At 64.2% G+C, this 15,836-nt stretch carries 13 protein-coding genes; 5 read left to right on the top strand and 8 right to left on the bottom strand.

The genetic code is table 11. From position 1 onward, the window contains the following. Positions 1-10: 10 nt before the first annotated feature. The 6 genes from GMOLON4_RS09615 to GMOLON4_RS09590 all read right to left on the bottom strand — a co-directional run bounded on the left by GMOLON4_RS09615 (position 11) and on the right by GMOLON4_RS09590 (position 5,630). Positions 11-700 carry a Pr6Pr family membrane protein gene (locus GMOLON4_RS09615; protein ID WP_026936465.1) on the bottom strand — a complete coding sequence of 230 codons (690 nt, stop codon included), beginning with the start codon at positions 698-700 and terminating at the stop codon, positions 11-13. 26 nt (positions 701-726) lie between these two features. After that, positions 727-1,083 carry a DUF488 domain-containing protein gene (locus GMOLON4_RS09610; RefSeq protein WP_026936464.1) on the bottom strand — a complete coding sequence of 119 codons (357 nt, stop codon included), beginning with the start codon at positions 1,081-1,083 and terminating at the stop codon, positions 727-729. 146 nt (positions 1,084-1,229) lie between these two features. Next, positions 1,230-1,796: a lipoprotein LpqH gene (locus GMOLON4_RS09605; RefSeq protein ID WP_026936463.1), complete on the bottom strand. Its 567-nt coding sequence runs from the start codon at positions 1,794-1,796 to the stop codon at positions 1,230-1,232. Between the two features lie 254 nt (positions 1,797-2,050). Then, positions 2,051-3,229: an N-methyl-L-tryptophan oxidase gene (gene solA, locus GMOLON4_RS09600; protein ID WP_035732373.1), complete on the bottom strand. Its 1,179-nt coding sequence runs from the start codon at positions 3,227-3,229 to the stop codon at positions 2,051-2,053. Positions 3,230-3,304: 75 nt separating this feature from the next. After that, the gene (locus GMOLON4_RS09595; RefSeq protein WP_026936462.1) at positions 3,305-4,438 is read right to left on the bottom strand and encodes a tyramine oxidase subunit B; all 1,134 of its coding nucleotides are present in this window, start codon (positions 4,436-4,438) and stop codon (positions 3,305-3,307) included. 199 nt (positions 4,439-4,637) lie between these two features. Further along, positions 4,638-5,630, bottom strand: a complete 993-nt coding sequence (locus tag GMOLON4_RS09590; protein WP_245575393.1) for an AraC-like ligand-binding domain-containing protein — start codon at positions 5,628-5,630, stop codon at positions 4,638-4,640. A gap of 311 nt (positions 5,631-5,941) precedes the next feature. Between GMOLON4_RS09590 and GMOLON4_RS09585 the strand changes: the two genes are divergently transcribed. From GMOLON4_RS09585 to GMOLON4_RS09575, 3 genes are all read left to right on the top strand, one after another. Further along, on the top strand, positions 5,942-7,420 hold the full coding sequence (locus GMOLON4_RS09585; protein WP_026936461.1) for an APC family permease: 1,479 nt from the start codon (positions 5,942-5,944) through the stop codon (positions 7,418-7,420). Between the two features lie 231 nt (positions 7,421-7,651). Continuing rightward, a complete protein-coding gene (locus GMOLON4_RS09580) occupies positions 7,652-9,169 on the top strand; it encodes a GMC family oxidoreductase (protein WP_026936460.1) in 1,518 nt (505 codons plus the stop codon). 199 nt (positions 9,170-9,368) lie between these two features. Next, complete coding sequence (locus tag GMOLON4_RS09575; protein ID WP_035732371.1) at positions 9,369-10,802, top strand: MFS transporter; 1,434 nt, start codon at positions 9,369-9,371, stop codon at positions 10,800-10,802. A 146-nt stretch (positions 10,803-10,948) separates the two neighbouring features. Here GMOLON4_RS09575 and GMOLON4_RS09570 read toward each other — a convergent pair whose 3' ends face one another. Both GMOLON4_RS09570 and GMOLON4_RS09565 read right to left on the bottom strand, forming a co-directional pair. Then, positions 10,949-11,848 (bottom strand): LysR family transcriptional regulator, encoded by a 900-nt coding sequence (locus tag GMOLON4_RS09570; RefSeq protein WP_051266551.1) that lies wholly within the window; start codon positions 11,846-11,848, stop codon positions 10,949-10,951. Between the two features lie 185 nt (positions 11,849-12,033). Then, on the bottom strand, positions 12,034-12,636 hold the full coding sequence (locus tag GMOLON4_RS09565; protein WP_051266549.1) for a septum formation family protein: 603 nt from the start codon (positions 12,634-12,636) through the stop codon (positions 12,034-12,036). Positions 12,637-13,039: 403 nt separating this feature from the next. Between GMOLON4_RS09565 and GMOLON4_RS09560 the strand changes: the two genes are divergently transcribed. After that, positions 13,040-14,515, top strand: a complete 1,476-nt coding sequence (locus tag GMOLON4_RS09560) for an NAD-dependent succinate-semialdehyde dehydrogenase (RefSeq protein WP_026936458.1) — start codon at positions 13,040-13,042, stop codon at positions 14,513-14,515. 88 nt (positions 14,516-14,603) lie between these two features. After that, positions 14,604-15,830, top strand: coding sequence for an MFS transporter (locus GMOLON4_RS09555; RefSeq protein ID WP_026936457.1), 1,227 nt, complete (start codon positions 14,604-14,606; stop codon positions 15,828-15,830). Positions 15,831-15,836: the final 6 nt, after the last annotated feature.

Below are 15,836 nucleotides of genomic sequence, written 5' to 3'. Positions count from 1 at the left end.
TATCCGTCGGCTACCGACCCCGATGTGCGAGCCGCACGCGCAGATTCCCGAGCACGTGCACGAGCAGCGACACCGCGAGGAACGCGACGAGCACGATCGCGGTCATCCGGAAAACCTCGGGCCAGCCGCCATCGAGTGTCGGATCGAGAAAGGGATACGGATACCAGGTCACGAGCGCGCCGCGAATCCAGGTGTACGCAAGGTAGAGCACCGGGTAGATGAGCCATGCGAGCGGCCGGCCCCAAGTCCCGCGCACTGTCATCGTGATGAGTAGCCAGTCGAGGAGGCCCGTGACCGGCGCGAGGCGATGCAGCGCCAGGTTCGTCCACTCGAGGTCCCAGCGCATCATTTCGCCGGGCTCTGCGACGAGCAGCGCGTAGATGAGTCCCGTCATGACCATGTAAAACGCAAGTGCCCCGCGAAGATGATCCCACCAGCGCGGCAGCCGCTCGCGGGCCACGAGCGCGCCCACGATCAGACACAGGCCGAACACGAGACACGACTGATTCGTGAACTGCGAGAGCGACTCCGCGAGCGTGTTGTCGGTGAGCCCGTTCGCCGAGCGGTAGAAGTTGCGGATCACGGCGACGACTGTGACCGCGCCCAGAATAAAGCGCAGGATGCGCACCCAGGCCCGGTCAGGATGCAGGCGCTCGTTGGTCGTGCGGTGTTGGTTGACGGCGGGCAGGCGACTCGACATGGTCTGAGTGTGCCACGGAGTCGGGCCTAGTCCGCGGCAACTTCCCGCAGGTAGTCGCGGAGCACGATGCCGTGGTTGTGCTGGTGGTCTTTCGCGGCGATGAGCAGCGAAATATCGCGCGTGCCAGCGGCCTCGAGAAGCTGCTGTGGGGCGTCGCTCTCGTCGAGCTCTTGGCGATAGCGGTTGGTGAACTCGTCGAAGCGTTCGGGCTCATGGCCGAACCACTTCCGCAAGTCCGGCGACGGGGCGACGTTCTTGTCCCATTCGTCGTAGGCGAGCGCTTCCTTTTTAATGCCGCGCGGCCACAGGCGGTCGACAAGCACTCGATAGCGGCTCTCGGGTTCGGGTTCGTCGTAGACCCGAGCGACTCGAATATCGACCATGATGGCCTCCTTGCCACTGCATCCGCGCTGCCCAGCGCCGTACCGCTCACGGTAGCCCCAGATGCTGAGGGGGCCCCGGTATTCCGGAGCCCCCTCGGTCTGGATGCGCGGCTCGCGTCACAGCGGGCCTCGCGAAATCGCCCTGGCTACGGGCAAGTGACAGTGAACGAGAACTCCACGTCACCCGCGCTCGCCGGGTCAGTCGCGTCCACGCCCATCCCGCTGCCGGAGATCGTGTAAGTGTTGCCGTCGACGGTTACCTCAGCCGCGCCGCCGGTGCCTTCGGTGTATGCGACACTGACACCATCGCTCTGTGCGAGCGCCACGGTTGAGACCGTCGGGCTGTCCCCAGCGGTTAGGAGTGCGCCGAAGGTCGTGCCTTCCGCGAGATCCGGCGAGGTGACGGCGATCGCGAACGTGTCACCCGACTCCCCGCACTGCACGTTCGGGTTAGGGATGTCGATGGTTTCGCCGTCGATGATCACCTCGGCGCTCCCCGCGCCGCTCGAGACGTTGCCGCCGTCTGCGGGGGCGTCCTCGGTCGTGTCGCCGCCCGCACCGTTCGACGTGTCCTCCTGCGCCGGAGCACTTGCGTCATTATTGGACGAATTCCCGACGGGGGTCGGCTCATCTGAGTTGCCACTGGAGCACGCCGTCAGTGCGGCGACGAGCGCGAATGAAGTGCCGAGCGCTGCGAGGTATTTGCGTTTCATCGTCTGTCCTTTCGGTGCGGGCGGTGCCGACGGCGTCGCCTCACACTTGGGATGCTAGGGCCAATCGATTGCGGGCAAGTCCGTTCTGGGGATGAAACCAGGGCAAATCAGTCATGCGGCGTACGCGGGTCTATCGCCGAGAATGTTTGCGGCCGGCCCCACACGCAAGGTGTGAGACCGGCCGCATGCTCGGCGTCGGCTGCGAGCCCGCATTCGGCTGGGCAGACGCGCCCCGCTGGCTGCGTAGTGCATACCTAGTGCCCGCCGCCCTGGTAATGGCCGCGGTCGCGGAGTACCGCCATGTGCGACTCGAGTGAGAACTCGCCGGGCACCGACTCGGTGTTGCTGTCGGCGGCGAGCTCGGCGGCAAACTTGCCGAGGGCGGGGATGAACTTGAAGCCGTGGCCCGAAAGGCCTGCGACGGTGATTACGCGCTCCGACTCGCTGAGGTCAACGACCGGCAGACGGTTCGGCGTGTACGCGCAGTGGTGCACGCTCGAGCGCACTGGCTCCGGGTTGATGTCCGGGATCAGCTCCTGCATCTGCTGTCCGATGCGCACGAGCTCCTCGCGCGTGTAGCCCACCGGCACGTCGTCGACGTCGCGAACCACATCCCACGTCGGGTTCGAGCAGGCCTTGAGCGAGTAGCCGTCGAAGCTCGGCGCACCGAACACGTGTACGGGGCCCGAGTCGCGCAGGAACGCGGGGAAGTTTGCCGGCACGAACGGCTCGATGCTGGTGCGCGGCATGAACCAGGTCAGGCCGAGGATCTGCAGGCGGAGCAGGTCGTTCAGCTCGGGGCTGATGCGGTTCGACCACGAGCCGGACGCGATCACGATGCGATCGACCTTGAGGGCCTCCTGCTCGGTGCGAATGACCACGCCATCCTTGTACTCCTCGATGCCGAGGACCGGGGTGTTAAAGCGAAGGTCCGCGCCGTTGCGCTCGGCAATCTCGAGCGCCGCCATGACGCTGACCTCGGGGCGCAGGCCGCCACCCTGGAGGTCGAGGATGCCCGCGTCGTTCTCGTGGATGCGGTGCTGCGGGAATCGCGCACGCAGCTGGTCGGCGTCGAAGAGCTCGTGCGGCAGGTCGTAGTCGCGCACGGTGCCGAGCGTGGTCTGGTACTCGGGATGCATTTCCTCGGCGATCGAGAGCGTGCCCACCTCGTAGTAGACGTCGCGGCCCGACTCCTTCTCGAGCTCGCGCCAGAGGTTGCGTGATTCGAGGAGCATCGGCACATACAGACCACCCTCGTGGTAGGCGGTGCGGAACACGCGGGACTCGCCCGCGTAGGACCCGCGGGAGTGCACGCGGCCGTACTGCTCGAGCCCGATCACGCGAACGTTCTCGCGCTTCGAGAGCTGCCAGGCCGCCATCGAGCCGACCGAGCCGAGGCCGATTACTGCCACCGTGAGTTGTGGATTCGACATGGTGAGGTACCTATTCTTTGAAGTATTTCCGTGAAGTAGCGGTGTGGAATCGAATGAGTGGAGGACGTCGATGACCTAGGCCAGCTCGGGGGTTTCCCAGAGGTTCAGCTTGGTACCGATGCCGCGCTCGAGCGCGTTGCGGTACACGACCGTGCCCCACGCGACGTCCTCGACGGGCATCCCGCCGACGGAGAAGAGGATGATCTCGTCGTCATTCTGGCGCCCGGGCGTCTTGTCCGCCATGATCGCGGGGAGGTCCTCGAGGGTCTCGGCCGCGACGGTGCCCTCCTGGATGCGGTCCATCAGGTACATGCCGTGCAGTCCGATGAGTTCGTGGCCGGGGAACGGGATTTCCTCGTGCCAGGCCTCGTAGAGCCCGCGGTTGTCAGCCACGTGGCGGGCGTCGTGGAGGAGTCCCTCGTCGATCATGATGTCGGCGGGCAGGCTGATGAACGCGCCCGGCTTCACCCATTCACGCTTGAGCTTGAGGTAGTTCTCGGATCCCGCGGGGGTGGTCGGCGCGATCGTCACGATGTCGGAATCGCGGACGGCCTCCTCGAGGGTGTCGACGACCTCGACCGTGAGCTGCGGGAACTGTTCCTTCGCCCAGGCCGCGAACTCCTCGGCGCGCGATCGCGTGCGGCCCTGCACCTTGACGTGCTCGAGGCCCGGGTTCACGGCCATAAAGGCCTCGAGTGAGGTCTTATTCATGACGCCGGGAGCGACGATGCCGACGGTGCGCGCATCCTTTCGTGCAAGGTGGCGTGCGCCGACGCCGGGGATCGCGCCGGTGCGGTAGGCGCTGAGCAGGTTTGCCGACATGAACGCGAGGGGCTGCCCGGTGTCTTTGTCACTGAGCGTGAACATCAGGATCGAGCGGGGGAGCCCCGACTCGCGGTTCTCGGGGTTCGAGCCGTACCACTTGCAACCGGCGGTCTGGAAGGAGCCGCCGAGGTAGGCGGGCATTGCCATGAAGCGGCGGTGCGGGGCGTCGTGCGGCATGCCCTCGAACTCGGGGTTCTCGGGGAACGACATCATCGAGCCATGCGAGTTGCCCTGGGGTCCGCCCATGCGGTAATCGCCCTCGCCGACAAGGCGAAGTGTCTCCTCCATGGCGTCGACGCACGCGGCCATTTCCTTCACGCCGGCGGCAATCATGTCCGGCTCATTGAGGTAGATGAAATCGATGCGAGTGCTCTTGTCCGTCAAGATGCTTCCTTTCGCGGTCCGCGGCATTGCGGGTTGGTGGCGGGATTCCTCTACGAACCCGATATGTCTACAAGTGTAGAAACACTGTTGTCAAATGCAAAGCAAGCGCTCAGGCGTGCACGGAGAGACAATCCGCGGGTACGGAGAGTCAAGTGGGTGCGGGGGTTCCGATAGGCGGAGTTGGTTTGGGTTTTCGGGTCTACTGACCGCTCGCGTGGCGGCGGACGGCGCTCGGTGTTTCGCCGTAGGCACCCTTGAAGGCCCGGCTGAAGTGGGCCGCATCCTTGAATCCCCAGCGCGCGCCGATCGCGGCGACCGGCACGTCGAAATTCTCCGGGTCGGTGAGGTCGAGGTAGCAGCGCTCGAGTCGTCGCGTGCGCACATAGGATGCGACGGTCTGGCCCTGGTCCTGGAAAAGGTTGTGCAGGTGTCGGACAGAAATGAACGCGGCCGCGGCGATCGTGTTGGGGGAGAGATCTGGGTCGGAGAGGTGCTCGTCGATGTTGTCGCGGATGCGCTGCAAGAGTGCCCGGCGCGGGTCCGCGGCATAGCGCTTGAGGTCGAACTCCGTCGCGAAGAGGGTCTCGAGCAAGTCGACCGCGTTTTGCGCGAGCTTCGCCCCGGCCGGGCCCTGCAGCTCGGCGAGATTCGTGCCGATCGTTGCGAGGAATGGTGACACCACCCGGCCGAGGCCCTCGGATCCGTCCATTCGCACGGCCGTCATCTGCGCGGCGAAGTCGTGGGGGATGTGCAGGCGATCGTGGGGGAGCTGGATCACCATCGTGCGAAAGCGCTTGTCGAATGACAGCTCGTACGGCTGGGAGGTGTCGTACACGGCGAGGTCGCCGGGCTGCAACTGGACCTCGCGGTCGCCCTGCCGCAGGCGCCCCGCACCTTCAAGCTGCAGGCTGATCTTGTAGAAGTAGCGCGGTGCCTGCTCGATGAGCTCGGGCGTGCGCTCGACGACGTGCGGCATCGCGCGCACGTCGGTGAACGATACTCCGTGTACGTTGGCCTGTTGCAGTCGTGCCTCGAATTCGCCCTCCGGCACCGTCGTCGTGAGCTTCAGTGGCACGAACGAGTTCGATACGGCGACCTGAAACTGCGAAAACGACAGCACGGGAACGTCTCGATCCGCTTCGTCTTCGAGTGGCATCGAGGCTAGGGCTGAGGTGTCGTGCTGGTCTGTCATGGCGATGTCTGTCGTCCATCTTAGGTTCGAATTGCCGAGTTGTTCGTGTGCCCCATTTAAAGGTGTGCGAATTCTTCGCTCGAGGATTCATCGAGCATCCACTGAGCATCCGTCAAGCTTACCCATGACAACGCATGGAGTGTGGGGTGCATTCCGGATCAGTTCTACACTTGTAGATCAATGCTCGCTCGTTGACTTCCGGCGCATGGTCGCTGATTTTCCCTGCATTTTCTCCGCAGAGATCTCAGACTTGAACCACTGGGATGCGACGAGTGTCGCGTCTTGCTCGACTCTTCACGATGAGGTGGACTATGTCATCAACAACCAAACCGACGACTCAGCGGATTGAGCATCAGCCCGAGCGGCGCCTCGGGGTGCTCTCGATCGCGTTCATGATCGTCGCAGCCTCGGCACCACTGACGGCGATTGCCGGTGGGTCGCCGACGAGCTTCGCGGTCACCGAGCTCACGACCGTCCCGGCCGGCTACATCCTGCTCGCCGCGATCCTCGCGCTGTTCGCGTTCGGATACGCGGCGATGGCGCGATTCATTGACCGCCCGGGCGCCTTCTACCCCTACGTGGCCCAGGGCATCGGCCGCACGCTCGGTGTCGGTACCGCGTACGCCGCGGTCGTTGCCTACAACATGATGCAAATCGGCATTGTCGCGATGTTCGGGTTCACCGTCTCCAGCTGGCTCGGCGGCCGCTTCGGCATCGAAACGCCCTGGTGGCTCTGGGTCATCGTTGCGATCGTCGTGGTCGGTATCCTCGGCGTCGCCCGGATTGACTTCTCGGCGAAGATCATCGCGATCCTCGTGGCACTCGAGTTCGCCGTCGTGATCGTCTTTGACGTGATCGCGCTCGTCGTGGCACCCGAGGGCTACTCGATGGCGCCGCTGAACCCTGTCAACCTGTTCGTGCCGGGGATCGGTGCCGTGCTCGCGTTTGGCGTTGCCGCCTTCATGGGCTTTGAGTCGGCCGCGATCTACGCCCGCGAAGCAAAAGACCCGAAGCGCACTGTGGGTCGCGCGACCTTCCTCGCCGTGATCGTCGTTGGTCTGTTCTATGCGTTCAGCGCGTGGGCCATGACCGTCGGCATCGGTGAATCGCAGGTTGTCGCCCAGAGCCAGGAATTCGGCCCCGACCTCCTGTTCGTGTTCCTCTCGCAGCACGCGGGCATGGTCTTCACCGACATCGCGAACCTCCTGTTCATCACGAGCCTCTTCGCAGCACTGCAGGCCTTCCACAACACGATCGCCCGCTACCTCGCCGAGCTCGGCAACGAGGGCATGATTCCCCACTGGTTTGGCCGTCGCTCGAATTCGGGCGCGCCCTACGCCGGTTCGCTTACCCAGACCGTGCTCGCGGTACTCGTCACCATCGGCTTCGTGATCGCCGACACCGGTGACCCCCTCTTCCCCGTACTCACGATGTTCACGTGGCTTACGAACACCGGCGCGTTCGGGCTCATCCTCCTCATGACGCTCGTCGCCGTCGCGGTGATCGTGTTCTTCGCGAGGGACAATCGCGGGGTCGGCATCTTCAGCCGACTCATTGCCCCGGTGATCTCGGGTATCGCACTCGGGATCGTGTTCATCCTCGTGCTCGTCAACTTCCCGGTCCTCATGGACATGCCGGCCGATAGCTTCATGACATACCTGCTCCCGATCCTCGTGATCCTCAGCGGCGTCATCGGCATCATCGTCGGCGAGGTTGTACGCAAGCGGAACCCAGAGAAGTACCGCGGCATCGGCCACGCCATCGAAACGGGCGAGGAAGCGCACATCTAGCCTGCTGCCGGTTCGCAGCGAACGGGCCCGGCGCATCCAGCCAGCCCCCAGCATCCGGCCGAAACCCAACCCCGGAAACCGACGCACAAATCGTTTGTGCGTCGGTTTCCTGTTCCCGTGCAGCCAACGTCAACCGGCAGCCGCCGTTTCGACCCAAAATTTTAGAACCGACATCGCGGTCAGTATTGGGTGAGATGTCGACCCCTCAAACGTTCGAAGGAGAACAAAGATATGTCGCGTCACTACATCGTTGTTGGAGCAGGCTCTGCGGGATCGGTGGTCACTCGCCGGCTGCTCGACGCTGGTCACGAGGTCACCTTGCTGGAGGCAGGTCGCAAGGACGAGAACCCGGCGATTCACGACATGAGCCGGATGGGTGAGTTGTGGCACAGCGAGGATGACTGGGACTACTACACGACCCCGCAGGAGCACGCCTCGAACCGTCAGCTGCACTGGCCGCGCGGCAAGGTGCAGGGCGGCTCGCACTCGCTCAACGCGGTGATTTGGGTGCGCGGCGCGCAGGGCGACTACAACCGCTGGGAGAAGGAAGGTGCCGAGGGGTGGGCATGGGAGAACGTCGCACCCGTCTTCCAGAAGATCGAGCGCACGACCCACGGCGACGACGCACTGCGCGGCCGTGACGGCCTGCTCGACGTCGTGGCTGACTACGAAAAGAACCCGATCTTCGAATCGCTCCACGCCGCCGCTGTTGAGGCGGGCGTACCGGACAACCCCGACTACAACGGCGCGGACAGCGAAGGCGTCGGCTACGAGCAGCTCAACATTCGGGACGGCAAGCGGCTGTCGACCTTCCGCGCCTACGTCTACCCGGAGCTCGACAACCCGAACCTCCACGCGCACACGGGCGTCTGGGTAACCAAGCTCATCCTCGAGGGCAACCGCGCAGTGGGTGTCGAAGCGACCGTCGATGGCGAGACGAAGGAGTTCCGCGGCGACGAGGTCATCCTCTCGGCGGGGGCGCTCGACACCCCGCGCATCCTCATTCTCTCGGGCATCGGCCCGAAGGAGCACCTCGACGAGGTCGGCATCGACGTAGTGCTGGATGCGCCAGGCGTCGGCGCGAACCTGCACGACCACATCCTCGCACCGGTGATCGTCCACACGACAAAGAAGGAGATCGGGGGGCCGAAGCCCGGCGAACCGATCAGCCAGGTGCACCACTTCACGACATTCCGCGAGGGCAACGACGTGCCGGACACGCAGCCCATCTACTTCATGGTGCCGATGCTCAGTGACGGGATGGAGGCGCCGGCGAGCTCGTTCACGATTCACGCTGGCCTCGTGCAGCCGACCTCGCGCGGCACCCTCCGCCTCGCGAGCGCGGACCCGACCGAGGCCGCGCTGTTCGACCCGCAGATCCTCTCGACCCCCGAGGACATGGCGAGCATGGTTGCGTCGGTGAAGGAGTGCCGCGAGATCGCGCAGCAATCGGCCATTGTGGATGAATGGGGCGGCCAGGAGCTCTACCCGGGCCCCGAGGTGCAAACCGACGAGGAAATTGAGCAGTATGTGCGCGACAACTGCGTGACCTACCACCACCAGGTGGGCACGGCGCGGATGGGTGTTGACCAGGAAGCCGTCGTCGACCCGGCCAACCTCAAAGTCCGCGGTCTCGAGGGCGTGCGCGTGATCGACGCATCCGTAATGCCATCGGTGCCGTCGGGGAACACGAACGCCCCCTCGGTCATGATCGGCGAGCGCGGCGCGGAGTTCATCCTGAGCGAATAACAGCGCGTCCCAACCTCGCCTCCGTAGCGTGAGCCCCATCGTGGCCTGAGCGAGGTACTTGACTACGAGCGCACTCCGCTTTGCAACCAGTGGTGGACGATATACGAAACCGTATACACGTTCAGTATTTAAGTTGTACAGTTGCTGAGTGCGCTCGAAGTCGAGCGCTCTTCTCGTTGATGAGAGAGACATGGGAGCAATGACTACGGAAGCTAAACCACAAATGACCGCTGGCCAGCGACGTCGCGTGGCAGCAGCAACAATCGTCGGCACCACCGTTGAGTGGTACGACTTCTTCATTTACGCAAACGCGGCTGGTCTCGTGTTTAGCCAGCTGTTCTTCGAGCCGGTTGGCGGCACGCTCGGCCAGATCATCACGTTCCTCACGGTCGGTATTTCGTTCCTCTTCCGTCCGCTCGGTGCCGCGCTGGTGGGCCACTACGGCGACAAGCTCGGCCGCAAGCTCATGCTCGTAATCACCCTGGTGCTCATGGGTGTCGCGACGACGCTAATCGGTGTGCTGCCGACCTACGACCAGGTTGGTATCTGGGCACCGATCATGCTGATCGTCCTGCGCATCCTGCAGGGTGTCTCGGCCGGTGGCGAGTGGGGTGGCGCGGTCCTGATGGCCGTCGAGTACGCCCCCGTCAACCAGCGCGGCCGTTACGGCATGTACCCGCAGCTCGGTGTGCCCCTCGGCATGCTGCTCGCGACCGCCGTGCTCGCGCTTATGTCGGGTGTCATCTCTCCGGGAGAGGCCTTCAACGAGTGGGGCTGGCGTGTGCCGTTCCTCCTCTCGATCGTCCTCGTGGCAGTCGGCTTCATCGTTCGCCAGTCGGTCGATGAGTCGCCGGTCTTCCAGGAGATCGCCGCGAGCGGCAAGCAGACCAAGATGCCGATGGTCGAGCTCTTCAAGAAGCACTGGAAGCTCGTGCTCCTCCTCGCGCTCGTGTTCGCCGGTAACAACGCCTCGGGCTACATGATCACGGGTGGCTTCATCCTGAACTATTCCACAGACCCCGCGGGGCTGTTAGCGATGGATCGGACCGCGGTGCTCAACTCGGTCACCATTGCCGCGGTGGTTTGGCTCGCGTTCACGTTCCTCTCGGGCTACATGGCCGACTGGATCGGCCGAAAGAACACGTACGTCATTGGCTGGATGTGGCTCATCCTGTTTGTCTTCCCGCTGTTCTGGTTCGTGAACACCGGAAGCATCCTCTGGCTCACGGTCGGCATGTGCCTCTTCGCGGTCGGCCTCGGTCTCACCTACGGCCCGCAGGCGGCGTGGTACGCGGAGACCTTCCCGGCCTCTGTCCGTACCTCGGGTGTGTCGATCTCGTACGCGATCGGCGCGATCATCGGTGGCGCGTTCGCCCCGACCATCGCGACCGCACTCGTCGGCCAGTTCGGCACGACCCTCGCCGTGTCGATGTATCTGCTCATCATGGTCGTGCTCGCGCTGTCGGCAACGCTCGTGCTGCGCGACCGCCGCGGTATCCCGCTCGACATCAAGTTCGAAGAGACCGGCAACTACGAGCTATTCGACCCGGACCGTCGCCCCACCGAGACTCGCGCAATCATGCTCGAGTACCACGGCGTCGAGGACGCCCCGGCGACCCGCCACATCAAGTAGCGCGTCCGGCTACGACTACGAAGACTGCCCCGCTTCCGACCAATTGGTTGGATGCGGGGCAGCTTTCGTTTCCTACCGTCGGAACCCTGGCGGAGACGAGAATACGCCCGCTATTCGGCTTGGCTGCGCGGGGCCCGCTCAGTCGTTCAGTCCGGTTCGGCCGGATGCAGCTCCCGCAGCGCCGTGAGGAATGGCTCCACGCGGGTGCGGGGCCGGCTCGAGTTCCAATACGCGACGACCTCGGCCGATTGAGGGGCTGGCGCGATTTCCTTGGTGATTACCGTTGCGCCGTCGCGGGTTGTGTTTGTCCGCGAACGGACCACGAACAAGCTCCAACCGAGACCCGCGCCAACGAAGGATCGTGCGAGTTCGAAGTCGTCGGTCTTGAACCGGGTCTCGACCGTGACTCCGGCCTCGTCCAGAATCGCTTGCGTGTTTTCCCAGCTCGGGGAGCGGTCATATCGAATGAAGGGTTCGGCGGCGAGGTCACGCAGCTGGATGCTCGACTCGTTCGCGAGCCGATGCTCGGGATGGATCGCCATGTACGGGGGCAGATCGTAGAGCTTCTCGTGGCTCAGGTCATCCGCGAGCTGGTTCCCATAGCCGATCGCGAGGTCAAGGTGGCCGTTGCGAACCCCATCCTGGAGACCCTCGCTGAGCGCGGTGCTGATTTCGACGCGCAGGCCGGGATGCGTGAGCTCGAGTTCGCGGACCAGGCGCGGCATCTCGGACGGCGCGAGGGTCGGGTAGCACCCGAGTCGCACAGTTCCGGTGAGTGCGCCGGGGGAGAGCTCCGCGACGAGATCGTCGGCTGAGGCGAGCAGGTTGCGGGCGAGTCGGACGGCCCGCTCACCCTCGATCGTGAGCGCGACGCCGTGGGCGCGGCGGCGCAACAGGAGCGTCGCGTCGACGGCCTTCTCGAGCTGGGTGAGGGCGGTTGCGACGGCGGACTCGGAGATGTGCAGGGCCAAGGCGGCAGCGGCGATGCTGCCGTGTTCGGCTACTGCGGAGAGGTACTCGAGCTGTCGAAGAGTGAATTGTGCCACGGGCCCAGTTCACCACACTCGAGGCGGCGACGGTGCGGTCTGCAACCAAGAAGCGGGTCGAGCCGCGCGAGAATGCCGTGTAATTCTCGTGCTGCTCGACCCGCTTGGGCCAGGCTTGCGCCGGGTTCTACTGGGTCCGCTGGTACTGGGCTCGCTGGTACTGGGCCCGCTGGTACTGGGCCGCGTTATTTGCTGGAGCCCTCGAGGGTGCCGGTGGTGACGTTGCCCGAGCCTTCGCCCTCGTAAACCATGCAGCTGACGAGGCGGTCGCCCTGGTCCCAGCTGCCCTGCGTCGGCGAGAGGTACATCACGCCGAGCGTTGAGCTGTTGTACTCGACACCGACGAACTGGGTGAACGCGTCGCCGAGGCAGCCGTCCGAGACGATGTTCATCAGCTCATCCGAGTCGGGGCCGGGGAACGTCGAGGTCGTGATTTCGAAGTCGTGGAAGACCTCGAAGGTGTGCGGCTGCGAGCAGGGAACCGTCGGGACGGTCTGTAGCTCGGTACCGGCCATGTCGGTGTCGGTGATGCAATCGCCGACCGTGAGGTTGAAGACATCCGCGTCGTCAGGCTCCTGGAAAGCCTCTTCGGTTTCTTCGGGCGTGAAGAGGTCCTCGCTGTTGTCCGTTGTGCTTTCCTCGGTCGTCGGGTCGACCTTCTCGGCGCGCTCGCGGTCGGCCTCGGGATCCTCTCCGCCGCCACCGCCAAAGAGCGAGCAGCCGGCGAGCATGAGGGTTGCCGCGGCGAAGGCTGCAATGGATGCGGGGATGCGCAGTTTCGAAGTCATGGGAATCCTTTGTTCGAGAGGGGACCTGCGGGAATGACCGGGAGCGAGCTCACCGTCGATGGATCGAGACTATGGCTTCGGCGCACAATTATCGTCATCCCGCTAAGGGAGAAAATTGGGGATTTTCGTAGTTCGCCAGGATTATGGCTTCACGACTCCCGCGCGATGTGACACCATACCCATGTTGCCTCGGGGGATGCCGTGTTCCCCCGAGGCGACGTCCATTTTCCGGGGGCATCATTTGTAGTGTCCATGCACAACGCGGGGCTGCCATCTAGTGCCATTGCATGCAACTCGTGTCCGCCTCGTGGGTGTAGCGTTTTGTCTTGTGCGTAGTTGCGAGTACGTCGCAGCGGCGCGTGAAGCACGCGTATACACGAATCATTAGATGAGGAGCACATCCATGACCTTCCAGAATGAGGCCGACCTCATTGCCAAGATCCCCACGCAGCTGTACATCAACGGCGAATGGGTGGACGGCGAGAACGAGCCATTTGCGGTGCTTGACCCCTCGACGGGCAAGGTGCTGACGCACGTCGCCAACGCGACCCCGGCGCAGGGCACCGCCGCCCTTGATGCAGCCGATGCGGCAAAGCTCTCGTGGGCGCGTACGCCCGCTCGTGAACGCGGCGAGCTGCTGCGTCGCGCGTTCGACCGCGTGATCGAGCTTCGCGACGACTTCGCGCTGCTCATGACTCTCGAGATGGGTAAGCCGCTCGCCGAGGCACAGGGCGAGGTTACCTACGGTGCCGAGTTCCTCCGCTGGTTCTCGGAAGAGGCTTCGCGCGTCATCGGCCGCTACGGTGCGACCCCCGAGGGCAACGCCCGCATGATCGTCACGAAGCACCCGGTTGGCCCCTGCTTCCTGATCACGCCGTGGAACTTCCCGCTTGCAATGGCGACCCGAAAGATCGGTCCGGCCCTCGCCGCGGGTAACACCGTCGTCGTCAAGCCCGCGTCGCTCACCCCGCTCACCACCATGTACCTCGTGAAGATCTTCGAAGAGGTCGGTGTACCCAAGGGTGTCATCAACGTCATCACGACCCGCGACACCGCCGGTGTCTCGAACGTCATCATGGAAGACGACCGCCTCCGCAAGGTCTCGTTCACCGGCTCGACCCCGGTCGGCATCAACCTCATGAAGCAGGCGGCTGACAAGGTGCTCCGCACCTCGATGGAGCTCGGTGGCAACGCACCGTTCGTCGTGTTCGAGGATGCAGACCTCGACAAGGCCGTCGAAGGCGTGATCGCCGCGAAGTTCCGCAACATCGGCCAGGCCTGCACCGCGGCAAACCGCATCTACGTGCAGAAGTCGATCGCTGACGAGTTCAGCAAGCGCGTCTCCGAGCGAGTTTCGGGCTTCAAGATGGGTCGCGGTACCGAAGAGGGCGTCATCATCGGTCCACTCGTCGAAGAAAAGGCCGTCAACAAGGTCGCCGAGATGGTCGAGGATGCGAAGTCCAAGGGCGCCGAGGTCGTTACCGGTGGTAACAAGGGCACCGGCGAGGGCTTCTTCTTCGAGGCAACCGTCCTCAACAACGTCAGCCTTGACTCGCAGGTTGTCACCGAGGAGATCTTCGGACCGGTTCTCCCGATCGTGCAGTTCGAGGACGAGGCCGAAGCAATCAAGCTCGCCAACGCATCCGAGTACGGCCTCATGTCGTACGTCTTCACGGGCGACTTCGCTCGCGGCCAGCGCATGATCGACGGCATCGAGTCGGGCATGATGGGCCTCAACGTCGGCGTGCTCTCGAACGCCGCGGCACCGTTCGGTGGTGTGAAGATGTCGGGTGTCGGCAAGGAAGGCTCGTTCGAGGGCATCGAAGAGTACCTCTACACGAAGTACACCGCGGTTCCGGACCCCTACGCGGGCCAGTAATTCTGGTCGGTGAGTAGGCGCGCTTTCAGCGCTACTCGGCCACCGAAAACGTCAGGCGCCTCGTGCGCGCGGGCATATGCTAAGCAGCATGTCAGTCCCCGCGCCCGAGGCGCCTCGTCGTGCACCCGTCATCCTGCTCATCGTCCTGATGATCGCGATGGCGGCGGGTCCGGTCTTCAACTTCGCGCTGAGCGCTCTGAGCTCGACCGTCCTTATCGAATTCAACATCACCGAGAGCCAATACGGCTTGCTCCTGACGCTCATTTTTGTGAGCGCCGGAATCACCTCGGCGTTCGTCGGGAGGGTCGCGGACCGGCTCGACCCCCGCGCCCAAATCGTGCTCATTATCGGCGGCGTCATCGTCGCACTGTTGGTGAGCGCATCCTTGACCTCGTATTGGGTGTTGGTGGTCGCGGCGCTGATCGCTGGGCCCGCGCAGTCGTTTTCGAACCCGCTCACCAACCGAATCATCGGCGCGCGCGTGCCGCTGCAACAGCGCTCGTCCTGGATGGGCTGGAAACAGTCGGGTGTCCAGATGGGCATGTTGATCTCGGGTCTGATCTTCCCGGTCATCGCGGCAGCCGCGGGCTGGCGGGGCGCCGCACTCGCCGGAGCCGCGGTCCTCGTCCCGGCGCTGATCCTCTCGTGGATCGTTATTTCGAAACTCCGGCTCCCGAAACCGGACCAGACGCAGCCGATTACGGCGAGCATCCAGCTACCGGGGAAATCGAAGCGGATGCCCGCGGCGGTCTGGTTATTCGCGGTCGCTTCGTTCCTGAACGCGGTGGGGACGCAGGGCGTCAACGGCTTCGCGTCGCTGTTCGCGGTGAACGCGATGGGCTATTCGATCACCATTGCTGGGCTGATGCTAGGCGTGATTGGGGTGTTTGGCATTCTCAGCCGTATCGGTTGGGGACGCATCACGGGCAAGCTGGGGAAGCCTGCGCCGCTCATCATGGTGATGAGCCTGGGCGGCATCGCTGGGCTCGCGTTCCTCATCGCGGCCGAATACACCCAGGTCGACGCCTTCATGTGGATTGGTGTGATCCTGCACGCGATCCTGCCGCTCGCGGCAAACGTCGTCATCAACTCGGGCATCGTCGAGGCCGCGCCGAAGGGCAGGATCGGGGTGGCATCCGGTCTTGTCGCGGCGGGCATGTACCTCGGCTTCGCGCTTGGACCTGCCATTCTCGGCACGATCGTCGAAACCACCGGCGCGTTCACCATGGGCTGGGTCGCCGTCGCGGTGACCTATCTGGGGTGCTTCATCGTCGCCGTAATTCTGCTGCGCGTGCAGCGACAGGAATCACGGTAGGGGTAT

The sequence above is a fragment of the Gulosibacter molinativorax genome (assembly GCF_003010915.2).
GTDB classification, from domain to species: Bacteria; Actinomycetota; Actinomycetes; order Actinomycetales; family Microbacteriaceae; genus Gulosibacter; species Gulosibacter molinativorax.
Note: the sequence above shows the minus strand (reverse complement) of the source record. Positions and strands in the feature narration are given on the sequence as shown.